Source organism: Pseudomonas alkylphenolica (assembly GCF_016009175.1).
Lineage (GTDB): Bacteria > Pseudomonadota > Gammaproteobacteria > Pseudomonadales > Pseudomonadaceae > Aquipseudomonas > Aquipseudomonas alkylphenolica_B.
Genome location: NZ_JADUCM010000003.1, coordinates 221,397 through 236,789, shown reverse-complemented (window position 1 = coordinate 236,789; position 15,393 = coordinate 221,397). Strand labels below are relative to the sequence as shown.

The window sequence follows — 15,393 nt, the reverse complement described above, 5'->3', positions numbered from 1 at the left end:
CGCACTCAATGTGCGTATGTCATCAGCAGGTCGGTTGGTACTTTGGTGTCCAGCGACATCATCACGCTCAGGGCAGTGATGGTGAAGATGGAGAACGCAAACACCTTGCGCGCCCACAGACGATCATCGACGGCCTTGTTACCGCCCCAGGCCATGTACAGCCAGTACAGCCCCATGGCTGCCGCGACCGCCAGGTAGCCAACGCCAGCGTAGCCGCCGACAGTGAGCATCACGGTAGCGGCGAGGAAGGCACCGATGTACCAGAGGATCTGCTTCTTCGCCGCCTTCACGCCACGCTCGACCGGCAGAACCGGAATCGATGCAGCGCGATAGTCGTTGAAGCGGAAGATCGCAATAGCGTACGAGTGCGGCATCTGCCACAGGCTGAACATCACCAGCAGGGTCAATGCAGCCAGGTCGAAGCTGTTGCTCACGGCACAGTAGCCGATCACTGGCGGCATGGCACCGGACAGGCTGCCGATCAAGGTGCCGTGTACCGACTTGCGCTTGAAGTACAGGCTGTAGAAGCCGACGTAGACGACGAAGCCGATCAGGCCGAGCAATGCCGCCAGCGGGTTGGCCTTGAAGTACAGCAGGCCGAAGCCCACTGCCCCGAGCAGGGTGGCGTAAGCCAACGCGACTTTCAGCGAGATCTGGCCCTGAACCATTGCACGGTTCTTGGTGCGCTCCATCTTGATGTCGATGTCACGGTCGATGCAGTTGTTGAACACGCAACCGGACGCCACCACCAGCGAAGTACCAATCACCGTGGCCAGGAACAGCATGAAGTCGACATGCCCTTGCGCGGCAAGGAAGAAACCGCCTGCCACAGAAAGCACGTTACCGAAAATGATCCCCGGTTTGGTGATTTGGATAAAGTGCTTAACGGACATGTCGTCTTACCTCACTTCGCCATCATGCTGGTGTGGATGCTGAACATGATCCACAGCGACAGGCCGACCAACAGTGCAATGACCATCGCTGTAAACAGGAAGGTCGACACATTGGAGCGCTGCTCGGCGGAACGGTCCATGTGCAGGAAGTACACCAGGTGGACAACCACCTGAATGACCGCCAGTGCCACCACGACCATGATGGTGATGTCTTTCGGCATGCTCGGGAACATCACCAGGCCGAATGGAATCGCCGTCAGGATGACCGACAGAACGAAGCCGATCAGGTAGGACTTGACGCTACCGTGGTTGCCCTCGGCGTGGCTGTTATGTGCGTTAGCCATTTACAGAACCCCCAGCAGATACACAACGGTGAACACACAGATCCAGACCACGTCCAGGAAGTGCCAGAACAGGCTCAGGCAGCTCATGCGGGTCTTGGCAGTGCCGGTGATACCGTGTTTGTTGATCTGGTACATCATCACCGCCATCCAGATCAGACCTGCAGTTACGTGCAGGCCGTGGGTGCCGACCAGCGCGAAGAACGCCGACAGGAAACCACTGCGCTGTGGGCCGAAGCCCTCAGCGATCAGGTGATGGAACTCATAGACTTCCATCGCGATGAAGCCGGCACCGAACAGGAAGGTGATGGCCAACCAGCCCAGCACGCCGCCCTTGTTGCCTTTGAACATCTGCAACATGGCGAAGCCGAAGGTGATACTCGACAGCAACAGCAGTGCGGTTTCAACCGCGACAAAGTCCAGCTGGAAAATGTCGTGACCCGACGGGCCGCCGGCAAAACTGCCGGACAGCACCGCGTAGGTGGCGAAGAGCGACGCAAACAGGATGCAGTCGGTCATCAGGTACAGCCAGAAACCGAAGACGGTCATCTGGCCCGAGTCGTGGTGGTGATCGTCATGCCCATGGTCGTGACCATGTGCATGAGCGTCTGCATTGATTACATGACTGGACATTGATTAAACCTGCTCAAACGATTTGACACGTGCGCCAACCGGCGAACCGGTAGCCAGGCCCAGGGACTTCAAGCGCTCGCCTTCGATACGCGCCACTTCTTCGGCAGGCACCATGTAGCCCTGGTCGTCACGCGCAGCGTGAGCAACGAAGACAGCGATGGTCGCGATCAGGCTTGCGCCAACCAGCCACCAGATGTGCCAGATGAAGGCGAAACCGAATACGGTCAGCAACATACCCATGAACAGACCGGTAGAGGTGTTGTTCGGCATGTGGATGGCTTCGTACTTGCCAGGAACCTTGTAGGCAACACCGGCTTCCTTGGTTTCGTGCCAGGCATCCAGGCCAACTTTCTCAGGCATGTGAGCGAAGTTGTAGAACGGCGGTGGCGACGAAGTCGACCATTCCAGGGTACGGCCGCCCCATGGGTCGCCGGTCACGTCCATGTTGTCCTTGCGGTCGCGAACCGAAACGTACAGCTGGATCAGCTGGCAAGCGATACCGAACAGGATCAGCACGGCGCCAGCAACGGCTACGTACAGGTAGGGTTCCCACAGTGGGTTGTCGGAGTGGTTCAGACGACGGGTCATACCCATGAAGCCCAGTGCGTACAGCGGCATGAATGCCACGTAGAAACCGGAGATCCAGAACCAGAAGGCAGCTTTGCCCCACTTCTCGTTCAGGGTGAAACCGAAGGCTTTCGGGAACCAGAAGGCGAAGCCGGCAATGTAGCCGAACACCGCACCACCGATGATCACGTTGTGGAAGTGAGCGATTACGAACAGGCTGTTGTGCAGAACGAAGTCAGCACCTGGAACAGCCAGCAGTACGCCGGTCATACCACCAATGGAGAAGGTAACCATGAAGCCCAGGGTCCACAGTACCGGCGCGGTGAAGCGCAGGCGGCCCTGGTAGATCGTGAACAGCCAGTTGAACAGCTTCACCCCGGTCGGAATCGAGATCAGCATGGTCGCCAGACCGAAGAAGGTGTTGACGCTGGCGCCCGAACCCATGGTGAAGAAGTGGTGCAGCCATACCGCAAAGCCCAGTACCGCGATCGCGCCGGAAGCGTAGATCATCGACTTGTGGCCGAACAGACGTTTGCCAGCGAAGGTCGAGGTTACTTCCGAGAACACACCGAAGGCCGGCAGGATCAGGATGTAAACCTCAGGGTGACCCCAGGCCCAGAACAGGTTGACGTACATCATCGGGTTCCCACCAAGCTCGTTGGTGAAAATGTGGAAGTCCAGATAACGGTCAACAGTCAGCAGTGCCAGAGCAGCAGTCAGGATCGGGAACGAAGCGACGATCAGAACGTTGGCCCAGGTGCAGGTCCAGGTGAAGATCGGCATGTCCATCAGCTTCATGCCAGGCGCGCGCATTTTCAGCACGGTGACCAGGAAGTTGACGCCCGTTAGTGTCGTACCCAAACCTGATAGCTGTAGCGCCCAGATGTAGTAGTCCACACCTACGCCAGGACTGTACTGAATCCCCGCAAGCGGCGGATAGGCAACCCAGCCGGTCTTGGCGAATTCACCAACACCCAGGGAGATGTTGACCAGCAGCACGCCTGCCAGCAGCAGGTAGAAGCTCAGGGAGTTGAGGAACGGGTAAGCAACGTCACGTGCACCGATCTGCAGAGGCAGGGCCAGGTTCATCAGGCCGGTGAAGAATGGCATTGCCATGAAGATGATCATGATCACACCGTGAGCGGTGAAGATCTGGTCATAGTGCTCAGGCGGCAGATAGCCCTCGGAGCCACCAGTGGCCATCGCCAGCTGGGTACGCATCATGATGGCGTCAGCAAAACCACGCAGCAGCATGATCATCGCGACGATGATGTACATCACCCCGATTTTTTTGTGGTCGACCGTAGTCAGCCACTCGGTCCACAAGTAGGTCCATTTCTTGAAGTAGGTGATTGCACCAATCACCGCGATACCGCCGAGCGCAATCATGGCGAGTGTCACCATGACTATCGGCTCGTGATACGGAATCGCATCCAGACTTAGTTTACCGAACATCTCTTACTCCTCTGCCCCAGCAGCTGAATGCATACTCACGTCCATCCCTTCGGTACCGGCCGCTTCTTTGCTCTGCTCTTTTTCGTGGACCGGCCGACCGCGGTTCATGCCCTCGTACTTGTCGACGATGGACTGGAACTGGTCAGGCGATGCCACGCTGTACAGCGCGACTGGATTGTTTTCGCTAGCTTTTGCCAATGCCGCGTATTCAGCCGAATCCAGCTGTTTTGGCGACTGTTTGACTTCGTTCACCCATGTCTCGAAATCGGCCTGGGAGGTGGCAACTGCCTTGAACTTCATACCGGTGAAGCCTGCGCCGCTGTAGTTCGCCGAGATACCGTCGAACTCGCCATTTTCGTTGGCGATCAGGTGCAGCTTGGTGGTCATGCCGGCCATCGCGTAGATCTGGCCGCCCAGACCCGGAATGAAGAACGAGTTCATCACCGAGTCGGAGGTCACACGGAAGTTGACCGGGGTGTTAGCCGGGAAGACGATCTTGTTGACCGTGGCAATGCCTTGTTCCGGGTAGATGAACAGCCATTTCCAGTCCAGGGCGACCACGTCGATCTGCACCGGCTTCACGTCGGAAACCAGTGGACGATACGGGTCCAGCTCGTGGGTGGTCTTGTAGGTCACATAGCCCAGGGCAATGATGATCAGTACCGGGATGGTCCACACCGCCACTTCGATCTTGGTCGAGTGCGACCAGTCAGGGGTGTAGGTCGCCGCCTTGTTGGAAGCGCGATACTTCCAGGCGAACGCGATGGTCATGAAAATGACAGGAATCACCACCAGCAACATCAAGCCGGTAGCGATCAGGATAAGGTTCTTTTGCTCAATGCCGACCTGGCCCTTCGGGTCGAGCAGGGTCCAGTTGCACCCACTGAGTAAAAGCATGCCTAAAAAGGGCAGAATGCCAAACAGTCTGGGGTAACGCTTTTTACTCATCTCACGACCTCTAGAGCAGCTTGCTTCAATGCAATTTGTGTTTTGGTCGCCAACACTTCGTCCTGCCAAGCGTCAGCATTTATCGGATCGAATACGGTCATACCTTGAGGCCAGCTGCGGCGGCTCGGCATTGACCGGGTATTACGGTGCTTATTGTTTTGACTTCGTAGGCAACAGGCCTGTTTTCAGACCAATTCCATTTGGTGCGGGAAATCACGGAGGGGGGTCAGCCCGGCATCGCCGCAGGCGATGCTCGTCAGAGTCAGCAAAAAGAGCGTGAAGCTCCTTTAATCCTGCGACTCGCAAGCGGTGCCGAACGGAAATTGGGGGCGATTGTAGATAGGTCGTCAGGCATTGACTATGACTAATTGTGCAACAGTCTTTTACAGAAGCTGCAACAATAGCGTCTTAAAAATCAGTTTCGCGACAGTTTGTCGCACCCTTCAAAACACCCCTGAAGCCCTTGTATTACAAGGGCTTCAGCTTGATCCAGATCAATGGATGTGCGACACGGAGGGAAAGTTACATTGCATGTCTGACTTGCATCAAAACATGACTTTTGTCTAAGCCTGGCGACGGTTCCGGTAGATGCCCAGCGGCACCAGGACAGCGGTCAGGGTAAACGCCAACAAAGCCCATTGCGCCAGCGACAACCCCATCACCGGTGGGTAGGGCGTGGAGCAAAAGCCGTCAACCTGAAACACCAGGGGCAGTATCGACGCCAGCGGCAGGCCGTCGACGATCGGCTGCAGGGTATCGATACCACAGCTGACTGCGGGGTTGGCGAGGATATACACATGGTTGCCGGCCGCCGCCATACCGCCGATGGCACTGAGGACCACCAGGCCTTCGAAAACGGTCAGGCTGCGGCGCCCGGGCATGGCAGCACCAATGAATGCAAACACGGCGATCAGCAACAGGGCATAGCGCTGCAGGATACACAACGGGCATGGCGCCTCGCCGAGGACAATCTGCATATACAGGGCACCACCGATCAGGGCCAGGCAGATCACGCCCAGCAGCACCAGAAAGCGCCGTTCCCGGTTCAGGCGCATTGTTTGCTCGTTCATTGCATATCCTTGATTGTCTTGATGGCTCGACGGCCTGCCCGGAATTCTACACGCCCAAGAAGACCTTTAAGAACGGTAAAAGTGCCCCGCCAGGCGATGCAGGCGCACAAACACCCTGTATGCGGCAGATTACCGAATTGCCACTATCTTAGTCCTGAGGATTACCCTATCATTAACACTGTACATATAAACAGTGCTAAGCACAGATATTCAAAAGGCATGTGAGGTGATGAATGGCCGTCGAAGTGGTATACCGCAGCAGCCGCGATCTGGAGCGTTTGTTCATGGATAAAGCCGAAGCTGACCGTCACGACAAAATGCTCGAGTTGGCCGAACTGCTGGCAGAGGTCCTGAAAAAGGCTGTGCCGTCGCTCAGCGAACAACAGGTCGAAGATGCCGGCATCTATATGGCCAAGAACCGCGATGTCTTTGCCAAGGCGTTCAAGAGCCAGCCTGACGCCCTGTCCGAGCTGCTCACAGGTGATGCGGGCGAGTAACCCGCTTCAGCCATAGATAATCCGCTCGGCAAGCATCTGCGCCACCCGTGCGGGTGAACGCTTCTCTGCCTGCGCGTGGGCAAACACCTCGGTCAGGCGCGAGGGAATGCGTGCCAGATGGGCGGTGATGGTGCTCAGCGACTCATCACGGTGTTTGAGCGCCACATAGATAAGCCCGCCTGCGTTGATCACATAGTCGGGTGCATAGAGTATTCCACGGCTTTCCAGCTGGTCGGCCACCTGCAAGGTGGTCAGTTGGTTGTTCGCCGCGCCTGCCACCGCAGCACAGCGCAATTGCATCACGCTCTGGCCATTGAGCACCGGCCCCACGCCGCACGGCGCAAAGATATCGCAAGGTGTGCTGATGAGCATTTCATTGGCCACAGGGCGTGCATTGAACTGCTCCATGGCCAGTTGTACGCGTCCGGCATCGTGATCGCTGACCAGCAACTCGGCACCGGCAGCGTGCAGTTGTTCGGCCAGTGCATAGCCGACATTGCCCAAGCCTTGTACCGCCACCCGCAAGCCTTCCAGGTTGTCACTGCCCAATCGCGCCATGGACGTGGCACGGATGCCGGCGAACACACCCATGGCGGCATGGGGCGAAGGATCGCCAGCTGCCGTCGTACTGGTGACATGCTGGGTGGTCTGGGCAATGCAGTCCATGTCCAGCGTCGAGGTGCCGCTGTCTACCGCCGTGATGAACCGGCCTTGCAGGGTATCGACAAAGCGGCCAAAGGCTTCGAACAGGGCGGCACGGTTTTCTACGTGCGGATTACGGATGATCACCGCCTTGCCCCCGCCCAGCGACAGGCCGGCCAGTGCGGCCTTGTAGCTCATCCCCTGGGCCAGGCGAATGGCGTCGACCATGGCACTGTCGTCATCCGGATACGCCAGGTAACGGCAGCCGCCCATGGCTGGGCCCAGATGTTCGCTGTGAATGGCGACCACCGCCTTGAGGCCGGTTGGCGGGTCGATGCACAGGTGCAGCGATTGCGTACGCGTGCTTTGCATGAGAGCGAACATCAGCGGGCTCCTCAGTGAGGTGCTGATCCCAGTATAGGCCGCACTTTGCCGATTGATGACAACACCCGGACCACTGGACGAAAGGCCCCGCGAGCGCTACAAAATAAGCTTGAGCGGAGAATGCCATGTCCCCACGCCAAGCCTGTCTCGCCTGCCTGGAACGTGAACCGGTCGCCTTGCTGGAGGCCGCGTTATGGGTTGCAGCCGAACACGACAGCAGTGTCCAGCCACACCTGGTCATGGCTCAGGTACGACTGCTGCAACAGGACGTCAGTGCAGGCCTGCCCATGCTACCGCTAGGGGAACTGGCCCAGCCGCTGCTACGCAAGCTCAACGCCCTGGGCTTTGCCCAGGATGAATACCTGCCGTTGCGACCGCAGGCGGCCCTGCTCGACAAGGTAGTGGAACGCCGCCGCGGCCAGCCGCTGGCCTTGGCGTTACTGACGCTGGAACTGGCCCACGGTTTGTCGATCCCGCTGGAAGGCGTGAATTTCCCGGGGCATTTCCTCCTGCGCGTACCGGGTGCCGACCACCTGCTCGACCCCTGTGGCGGCCGACGACTCTACCCTGCTGACTGTCGCGAGTTGCTCGGCCGCCAGTTCGGCCCGCAAGTGCAACTCAACGCCGACCACCTGCTCACTGCCAGCCCGCAACAGATGCTCCAGCGCCTGTCGCGCAACTTGCGCCAGCTTCATGCCACCAATGGCGATGACCTGGCCGCACTCAAGGATGCCGAACGGGTGATGCAACTGGGCACAGCCACCGCCAGCGACTACCTGGCCCGGGCCACGCTGTATCAACACCTGGACTGCCCCCAGGCCGAACGTTTCGACCTGGAGTATGCCCTGCTGCTGAGCGACGACCCCATCCAGCGCCTGCGTCTAACCGAGCGCCTGGCTCAGTTGCCGCCCCTGGCCCGGTCGGTGCACTAGCCCTGACGTCAGGCGGCCGGCGCGTCCGGCTGCCTGGTCGGGTGGGCGACCACGAACGCGGCATGCTCCTGCGCCAGTGCCGCGACCCGGGCAATGCGCGGGTAATCGCCAAGGCTGATGCCGAAACGCTCGGCGGCGTACAGCTGTGGAATCAGGTAGACGTCCGCCAGCCCCGGTTCTTCGCCAAAGCAAAAGCCGCTGTCACCGATCAGTTGCTCCACCGCCGCCAGACCTTGGGTGATCCAATGGGCGATCCATTCATTCACCTGCTGCTCGTCATGCCCCAACCCGCGCAGCTGGTTGAGCACGCTGACGTTGTGCAGTGGGTGGATATCACAACCGATCAACGATGCCACCGCGCGTGCCTGAGCCCGCTGCACAGGATCGGACGGCAGCAATGCAGGCTGTGGATAAACCTCCTCCAGGTACTCGATGATCGCCGGTGACTGCACCAGCAGTTCACCGGAATCGATCCTCAGGGCCGGCACACGGCCCTGGGGGTTGAGCGCCAGGAAATGTAACTCGCGCTGCTCGCCCTTGAGCAGATTGACCGGCACATACTGGTACTCGAGCTGCTTGAGTGCCAGGGCAATCCTCACCCGATAGGATGAGGTTGAACGAAAGTAGTTGAACAGATCCATGGCCCTGCCCTCTTATCTGGCCGGAACAACCTTGCCGCGGCACTCGCCAAACCCGATCGAAGCCACACCCTCACGCACGCAGCGCGCGCGCAGAATGACTTCGTCACCGTCCTCAAGGAACTTGCGCACTTCGCCAGAGGCCAGTTGCACCGGTTCCTTGCCGCCCTGGGTGATTTCCAGCAGGCTGCCGAACTGGCCCGGCTGGGCCCCCGACAAGGTTCCGGAGCCAAACAGGTCGCCCGGCTGCAGCTGGCAACCGTTGACACTGTGATGGGCGACCATCTGCGCGACGGTCCAGTACATGCTTGAAGTATTGCTCAATGTCAGACGATGGGCCGGCAGGTTCTGTTCGCGCATGCGCTCGGTCAGCAGCAGCACTTCCAGTTCAATGTCGAATGCGCCTGTAGCCTGGTCACGTGCGTCGAGCAGATACGACAGCGGCTGCGGGTCGCCTTCGGGGCGCGCTGGCTGGGCACAACGGAATGGCGCCAGCGCCTCGGCCGTCACCACCCAGGGAGAAACCGTCGAAATGAAGCTCTTGGACAGGAACGGGCCCAGCGGCTGGTATTCCCAGGCCTGGATGTCACGGGCGGACCAGTCATTGAGCAGGCAGAAGCCGGCGATGTGCTCAGCCGCTTCAGCAACCGGAATCGACTCGCCCATCTCGTTGCCCTGGCCGATCCAGATCCCCAGCTCCAGTTCGTAGTCCAGGCGCGCGCAGGGCCCGAAGCTAGGTTCGGTCTGCCCAGCAGGCAACGTCTGGCCATTGGGACGACGCACGTCGGTGCCGGACGGGCGAATGGTCGAGGCGCGGCCGTGATAGCCGATGGGCACATACTTGTAGTTGGGCAGCAGCGGGTTGTCTGGGCGGAACAACTTGCCAACGTTCTTGGCATGTTCGATGCCGACATAGAAATCGGTGTAGTCGCCAATCTGCGCCGGGAGGTGCAACTGGCACTCGGCGCTGTCCAGCAGCAGCGGCTTGAGCACCGCCTGATGTTCACTGTGCTCACCGAGCAGTTCCAGCAGGCGTTCGCGCAAGGCCACCCGGGCGCTGCGGCCCAGGGCAAAGAACGCATTCAGCGCACCGCCACGGGTCGCTTCGACGGCAACGCGGGCGTGGCCGTCAAACAGACCGGCGACCAGCGCACCTTCAAGATCGAGAATGGCATCGCCAATGGCTACGCCACAACGCTTGCCCTGACCCTTGTGACTGAAGATCCCCAGCGGCAGGTTCTGCAGCGGAAAATCGCGATGCCCGTTGGCGTGTTCGACCCAACTACGGGCAGTGGCAGACTGATTCATGGGTTATCTCCGGTTCGGGGTGAAGGTGCTCGGCAAGGAAGCCCAGCAACTATCGTAGTCGGCCTGCAGCTGCGGGCATTCAAGCGCATGACGGCTCGGTCGCAGCACCTGGCTGGTCTCGAACATGAACGCCATGGTGTTGTCGATCTTGTTGGGCTTGAGGTCGGCAGCGATGGCATTGGCGCAGGTCTGCGCATCCGGGCCATGGGCACTCATGCAACTGTGCAACGACGCACCACCCGGCAGGAAGCCTTCGGCCTTGGCGTCGTACTCGCCCTTGATCAGCCCCATGAACTCGTTCATCAGGTTGCGGTGGAACCAAGGTGGACGGAAGGTGTTTTCGGCCACCATCCAGCGTGGCGGAAAGATCACGAAGTCGAGGTTGGCCAGGCCCGGCACGCTGGTCGGCGAGGTGAGCACGGTGAAAATCGACGGGTCCGGGTGGTCGAAGCTGACGGTACCGATGGTGTTGAACCGGCGCAGGTCGTATTTGTAAGGCACGTTGTTGCCATGCCAGGCGACCACGTCCAGCGGCGAATGATTGAGCTCGCAACCCCACAGTTCGCCGAGGAACTTCTGCACCAGTTGCACCTGGCCCTGATGGTCTTCGTAGTGAGCGACCGGCGCAAGGAAATCGCGCGGGTTGGCCAGGCCGTTGCTACCGATCGGCCCCAGGTCCGGAATGCGCAGTGGCGCACCATGGTTTTCGGCAATGTACCCGCGGGCCTGATCGTCGAGCAGTTCCACGCGGAACTTCAGACCGCGTGGCAGCACGGCGATTTCAAGCGGCTCGACCGCCAGCACGCCCAGCTCGGTGACGATACGCAGACGCCCCAGTTGCGGCACCAGCAGCAGCTCGCCGTCGGCGTTGAAAAATACCCGCTCCATGGAGCGGTTGGCGCTGTAGCTATAAATGCTGATACCGGCGGGCTTTTCGCTGCTGGCGTTGGCGGCCATCGCTACCCAGCCGTCGATGAAGTCAGTCGGCTCGCCCGGGATTTCCTGCGGGCTCCAGCGCAGCCGGTTGGGCGTCACCGCGCCCAGCGGGCCACCGGCCAACTGACGTTCGAGGCGCTCGAAGCGCGGGTGCAAGGCTGAAGGGCGAATGCGGTACATCCACGTGCGCCGCATTTCGCTGCGGGTCATGGTGAACGCCGTACCGGAAAACAGTTCGGCATACAGCCCGTACGGGGCTTTTTGCGGCGAGTTCTGGCCGACCGGGAGGGCGCCGGGCAAGGCTTCGCTGGCGAATTCGTTGCCGAAACCACTTTGATAATCGAGAACAGGGGTGCTGTCGAGGTTCATCGAGCCTCCGGGCCCAGTGCAGGCCGGTTAATGGCAGTTGGCTGCGAGCTGTTCACCGTAGCAGCGCTTCTGCGTTATTTTTATCGTAATCACATTACGCATAACGTAATTTGATTGACGAAGACCGTCAAGCTATAAAGACGCCCACCAGGACTACCCGGATCGAATCCCCCATGGCCAAAGCCAGCTCCCCCGCCGACAGTGCCGGCAAACAGAAGGTCCGCTCGGCCGAAGTCGGTACCGATATCCTCAAGGCCCTGGCCCAGCTGTCGCCCTCGACCTCACTGTCGCGTCTGGCCGAACACGTGGACATGCCGGCGAGCAAGGTGCACCGCTACCTGCAGGCGCTGATCGCCAGCGGCTTTGCCGAGCAGAATTCGGCCACCAACCACTATGGCCTGGGCCGTGAGGCTTTGCGTGTGGGGCTTGCAGCGCTGGGCGGGATGGATGTGCTGAAAGTCGCGGCCCTGCCGCTGTCGCAATTGCGCGACGCATTGAACGAGAGCTGCTTTATTGCCGTGTGGGGTAACCAGGGTGCGACCGTGGTCAACATCGAACCGGCGGTTCGCGCAGTGACCGTAGTCACCCAGATCGGCTCGGTGCTGCCGCTGCTCAGTTCATCGACCGGCCTGGTGTTTGGCGCCTACCTGCCAGAACGCGAGACTGTCGAATTGCGTGATCAGGAACTGGCGGCCCTGGGGCACAGCGCCAGCGACTATGACGCCTTGTTCGCCAGCATCCGTGAACGTGGCCTGCACCATGTCCATGGTTTGCTCATGCCCGGCGTCGATGCCCTTTCAGCGCCAGTGCTCAATGCCTTTGGCCAGATTGTCGCGGTATTGACCGTGGTCGGCCCGACCTCGATCTTCCATGCCGATGAACAAGGCCCGGCCGCGCAACAATTACTGGCCGCGGCGAAGATGATCAGCTGGCGCATGGGCTACGAAGCGGCCCCTTGAATTTGCTTACAAAGGCTCACAGTCATTCACGGGTACCTGCACTAAGGTAGGTACCGCCGCACTGTTGCCAGCGGTGCAACAGTGATTGTCACAATTGACTATTTTTCCTTCAAGGTCAGCGGCTTATTCTGTTTGCAGCTGGACCGCGCCAACACCAAGAGCTGCTCTGGCACGGGCATTTCAGGCGTGAACACCCCGCCTTCCGGCAACAGGTTCACCGACGTTGATTTTGAAGCTCCTTGATCTGCGTCTTACTTGGCCGCTGCTTTGCAGCGGCCTTTTTTATACCTGGCTTTTACCCTCAATCGTCATCGCTTTCATCAAAGTGAAACCGATGCAGCAACCGATGAGCGACTGGCGCCAGGATCAAGCCGATGCTGGCGACAAAGACCAGGCCCACATAAAGGCCATAGCCGGCAAAGAACAACTTGCCACCAATGCTCTCAGGCAGGATCACCGGCCCGACGCCGCCCAACAGCAAGGTAGCGTTGAAGACCGCATCGTGTAGAGGAATGTGCGGTTCGAAGTACAGGTGCCCGACTACACCGAAGAGGATCGAGGCGATCAGCAGCAGGCACGCGGCAAGCGCATGACGCAGCAATCGAAAGCGAAACTGGCGAGGTGAAATGACCGCCTCGGTTTTGGACTCGTACATCCGCTGTACTCCTGCATCGATCATGGCCGCCCAGCATAGACAGGATCTGCCGGCGACCACAACCTGAGGCTGGTCTGATCAGCGAGGATGTTTCTGCAGGTTGGCCATCATCTGTTGCAATGCTTCCAGACTGTCGCGCGGGTGCACGGCATCGGTGAAATCACCGATAGTTTCCCAGTTGGCCGCCACATCCTCCGGGGTAAACCCTTGGTGCGGATTGAAGCCGACACCCAGGCTACGCTCCCAACGCACCTTGCCGACCCAGCCGCCGCCCACTTCGAACAACCCGCCGCTGTCCTGGCACTGCTCACTGCCCAAGTACACCACCAGCGGGCTGACCAGCTCCGGCTTGAGCTGCTCGAACACCTGGGGCGGAATCAGCCCTTCGGTCATGCGTGTACCGCCGGTAGGTGCAATGGCGTTGACCAGAATGTTGTGTTTGCGGCCCTCGATGGCCAGGGTGCGGGTCAGGCCGTACAGGCCAAGTTTGGCCATGCCATAGTTGGCCTGGCCGAAGTTGCCGTAAATGCCCGAGGTGGACGCGGTGAAAATCACCCGCCCCCAGTTCTGTTCGCGCAAGTGCGCCCAGGCCGCGCGGGTTACCTTGTAGGCACCTTCGACATGCACCTGGTACACCTGCTGCCAATCACTGTCGTCCATTTTGTGGAAGGTTTTGTCACGCAGAATGCCGGCGTTGTTGACCAGCACATCGATCCGGCCAAAGGTATCCAGAGCCTGCTCGACAATGCGCTGACCGTCGGCCACTGAGTCGTGGTTGGCCACCGCCGTACCGCCCGCCTCGCGGATCTGCGCCACCACCCGGTCGGCAGCAGACACACTGGCGCCTTCGCCATGGGTCGAACCGCCAAGGTCGTTGACCACCACGCGTGCTCCATGGCGGGCAAACAGCAAGGCATGGGCTTGACCCAGGCCGCCACCGGCGCCGGTCACAATGACCACTTTATCGTCCAGACGCACCGAATCGTTCATGCTCATCACTCCAGCAAGAGGAAATGCCCGAGTGTCGGCCAGCACCGGCCAGCACACAATCAAGCGGGCAGAGGGTGAATGGCAGGCGATAAGGCTAGAAGATGATGAAGCACACCTGGCCCGTCAGGACCAGGCGACCTTCTGTGCGAAGCGCTGCAAGGGTTGCTCGCGAAACGTCAGGTAATGACGCAACACCTGTACCGGTGCTTCGGTATGCGGGTAATGACCGATGCCTTGCAGCACTACGGTGTCGGGATTGGGAACCAGCTCCTGGTACCGTTCGAGCATGTGGATGCCGGAAACCGGATCGGCGGCACCGTTGATAAAACGCATGGGCACCGTGCCGTGCTGCAGCGCAGCCACCCAGCGCGCGCGATGAACCATGCGCTCCGGAACATAGGCGGCCAGCTTGTGCAGGATCCGCGTGCCACCGTTTGCCTCGATCAGGCTCCAGCTGTCATCCAGCGCACTTTCGCTCGGGTGGGTGCAAGGGCCGTAAACCTGCGTGACATTACGCACCAGATCATCGCGCCCGAACGAGCGCGCCACCAGCCAGCCCAGGGGGCTGAGCAGCAGTTTCTGGATCAGCAGGGTGCGATGGCGCTCAGGAAACAACCCGCCGTTGAGGAACGCACAGCTGGCAATGCTCGCCTGCCCCTCATGGTGGCGCGCCAGTAATTCCTGAGCGACGCTGGCCCCGTAATCGTGGGCCAGCACATGCACGGGCTGGTCGACCTGCAGGTGCGCCAGCAAGGCCTGCTGCAAATCAGCCTGTTCGATCAGGCTGTACTCATGCTGTACCGGTTTGGCCGAGTCGCCAAAGCCGAGCATGTCGCAGGCAATCACCCGGAAGCGTTGAACCAGCGGCGCCCACAGGTAGTGCCAGTCCCAGCTGGCGGTGGGAAATCCGTGAATCAGTAGCAGCGGCTCTCCTTGCCCTGCGGTCCAGTATCGAATGCTCTGGCTACGGAACGAAAAATCCTGTCCCCGGGTACGCCAGACGCACAATGGAATCTCGGCCAAAGGCATCAGCGTACTCTCGTTAGCAGGAAGTAGATTGTGTTGGGCAAGGCATGCGTTGCGGTCATTGCAATCACCTCGGCACATTCGTGTGCTCTACTGCCAAGCAGTCTAGCCATCACGCTGGCAAAGGTAAGTTGCATTGGCAGCCAGCTT

16 protein-coding genes are annotated in these 15,393 nt (G+C 59.8%); 3 read left to right on the top strand and 13 right to left on the bottom strand.

The genetic code is table 11. The annotated features are described in order from the left end of the window. Nucleotides 1–5 precede the first annotated feature (5 nt). The 6 genes from cyoE to I5S59_RS05525 form a co-directional block, all read right to left on the bottom strand. The gene (gene cyoE, locus I5S59_RS05550) at nucleotides 6–893 is read right to left on the bottom strand and encodes a heme o synthase (RefSeq protein ID WP_197875733.1); all 888 of its coding nucleotides are present in this window, start codon (nucleotides 891–893) and stop codon (nucleotides 6–8) included. A gap of 11 nt (nucleotides 894–904) precedes the next feature. Then, entirely contained in the window at nucleotides 905–1,237 is a 333-nt protein-coding gene (cyoD, locus tag I5S59_RS05545) for a cytochrome o ubiquinol oxidase subunit IV (protein ID WP_128322681.1), read from the bottom strand. Next, nucleotides 1,238–1,867: a cytochrome o ubiquinol oxidase subunit III gene (locus I5S59_RS05540; RefSeq protein WP_197875732.1), complete on the bottom strand. Its 630-nt coding sequence runs from the start codon at nucleotides 1,865–1,867 to the stop codon at nucleotides 1,238–1,240. Between the two features lie 3 nt (nucleotides 1,868–1,870). After that, nucleotides 1,871–3,889: a cytochrome o ubiquinol oxidase subunit I gene (gene cyoB / locus I5S59_RS05535; protein WP_128322683.1), complete on the bottom strand. Its 2,019-nt coding sequence runs from the start codon at nucleotides 3,887–3,889 to the stop codon at nucleotides 1,871–1,873. Nucleotides 3,890–3,892: 3 nt separating this feature from the next. Beyond that, nucleotides 3,893–4,837 carry a ubiquinol oxidase subunit II gene (gene cyoA, locus I5S59_RS05530; RefSeq protein WP_197875731.1) on the bottom strand — a complete coding sequence of 315 codons (945 nt, stop codon included), beginning with the start codon at nucleotides 4,835–4,837 and terminating at the stop codon, nucleotides 3,893–3,895. Between the two features lie 563 nt (nucleotides 4,838–5,400). Next, nucleotides 5,401–5,907 carry a disulfide bond formation protein B gene (locus I5S59_RS05525; RefSeq protein ID WP_197875730.1) on the bottom strand — a complete coding sequence of 169 codons (507 nt, stop codon included), beginning with the start codon at nucleotides 5,905–5,907 and terminating at the stop codon, nucleotides 5,401–5,403. 233 nt (nucleotides 5,908–6,140) lie between these two features. On the opposite strand from I5S59_RS05525, the gene I5S59_RS05520 reads away from it, so the two are divergent. Then, nucleotides 6,141–6,404: a YebG family protein gene (locus I5S59_RS05520; protein ID WP_197875729.1), complete on the top strand. Its 264-nt coding sequence runs from the start codon at nucleotides 6,141–6,143 to the stop codon at nucleotides 6,402–6,404. Between the two features lie 6 nt (nucleotides 6,405–6,410). Here the strand turns inward: I5S59_RS05520 and I5S59_RS05515 are convergent, their stop codons facing one another. Next, nucleotides 6,411–7,430 carry a Leu/Phe/Val dehydrogenase gene (locus tag I5S59_RS05515; RefSeq protein WP_197875728.1) on the bottom strand — a complete coding sequence of 340 codons (1,020 nt, stop codon included), beginning with the start codon at nucleotides 7,428–7,430 and terminating at the stop codon, nucleotides 6,411–6,413. A gap of 125 nt (nucleotides 7,431–7,555) precedes the next feature. Here I5S59_RS05515 and I5S59_RS05510 point away from each other — a divergent pair, with 125 nt between their 5' ends. Beyond that, nucleotides 7,556–8,362: a SirB1 family protein gene (locus I5S59_RS05510; protein ID WP_197875727.1), complete on the top strand. Its 807-nt coding sequence runs from the start codon at nucleotides 7,556–7,558 to the stop codon at nucleotides 8,360–8,362. An 8-nt stretch (nucleotides 8,363–8,370) separates the two neighbouring features. Here I5S59_RS05510 and maiA read toward each other — a convergent pair whose 3' ends face one another. Genes maiA through hmgA form a run of 3 tightly spaced genes read right to left on the bottom strand, consistent with a single transcriptional unit; the run spans nucleotide 8,371 to nucleotide 11,613 of the window. Then, complete coding sequence (gene maiA / locus I5S59_RS05505) at nucleotides 8,371–9,003, bottom strand: maleylacetoacetate isomerase (RefSeq protein WP_197875726.1); 633 nt, start codon at nucleotides 9,001–9,003, stop codon at nucleotides 8,371–8,373. A 12-nt stretch (nucleotides 9,004–9,015) separates the two neighbouring features. Further along, on the bottom strand, nucleotides 9,016–10,308 hold the full coding sequence (fahA, locus tag I5S59_RS05500) for a fumarylacetoacetase (RefSeq protein WP_197875725.1): 1,293 nt from the start codon (nucleotides 10,306–10,308) through the stop codon (nucleotides 9,016–9,018). A 3-nt stretch (nucleotides 10,309–10,311) separates the two neighbouring features. After that, the gene (gene hmgA, locus I5S59_RS05495) at nucleotides 10,312–11,613 is read right to left on the bottom strand and encodes a homogentisate 1,2-dioxygenase (protein ID WP_197875724.1); all 1,302 of its coding nucleotides are present in this window, start codon (nucleotides 11,611–11,613) and stop codon (nucleotides 10,312–10,314) included. 173 nt (nucleotides 11,614–11,786) lie between these two features. On the opposite strand from hmgA, the gene I5S59_RS05490 reads away from it, so the two are divergent. Beyond that, nucleotides 11,787–12,572, top strand: coding sequence for an IclR family transcriptional regulator (locus I5S59_RS05490; RefSeq protein ID WP_197875723.1), 786 nt, complete (start codon nucleotides 11,787–11,789; stop codon nucleotides 12,570–12,572). 301 nt (nucleotides 12,573–12,873) lie between these two features. Here the strand turns inward: I5S59_RS05490 and I5S59_RS05485 are convergent, their stop codons facing one another. The 3 genes from I5S59_RS05485 to I5S59_RS05475 all read right to left on the bottom strand — a co-directional run bounded on the left by I5S59_RS05485 (nucleotide 12,874) and on the right by I5S59_RS05475 (nucleotide 15,246). After that, entirely contained in the window at nucleotides 12,874–13,227 is a 354-nt protein-coding gene (locus I5S59_RS05485; RefSeq protein WP_197875722.1) for a hypothetical protein, read from the bottom strand. 78 nt (nucleotides 13,228–13,305) lie between these two features. Then, entirely contained in the window at nucleotides 13,306–14,217 is a 912-nt protein-coding gene (locus I5S59_RS05480) for an SDR family oxidoreductase (RefSeq protein WP_197875721.1), read from the bottom strand. A 123-nt stretch (nucleotides 14,218–14,340) separates the two neighbouring features. After that, a complete protein-coding gene (locus I5S59_RS05475; protein ID WP_197875720.1) occupies nucleotides 14,341–15,246 on the bottom strand; it encodes an alpha/beta fold hydrolase in 906 nt (301 codons plus the stop codon). Nucleotides 15,247–15,393 lie beyond the last annotated feature (147 nt).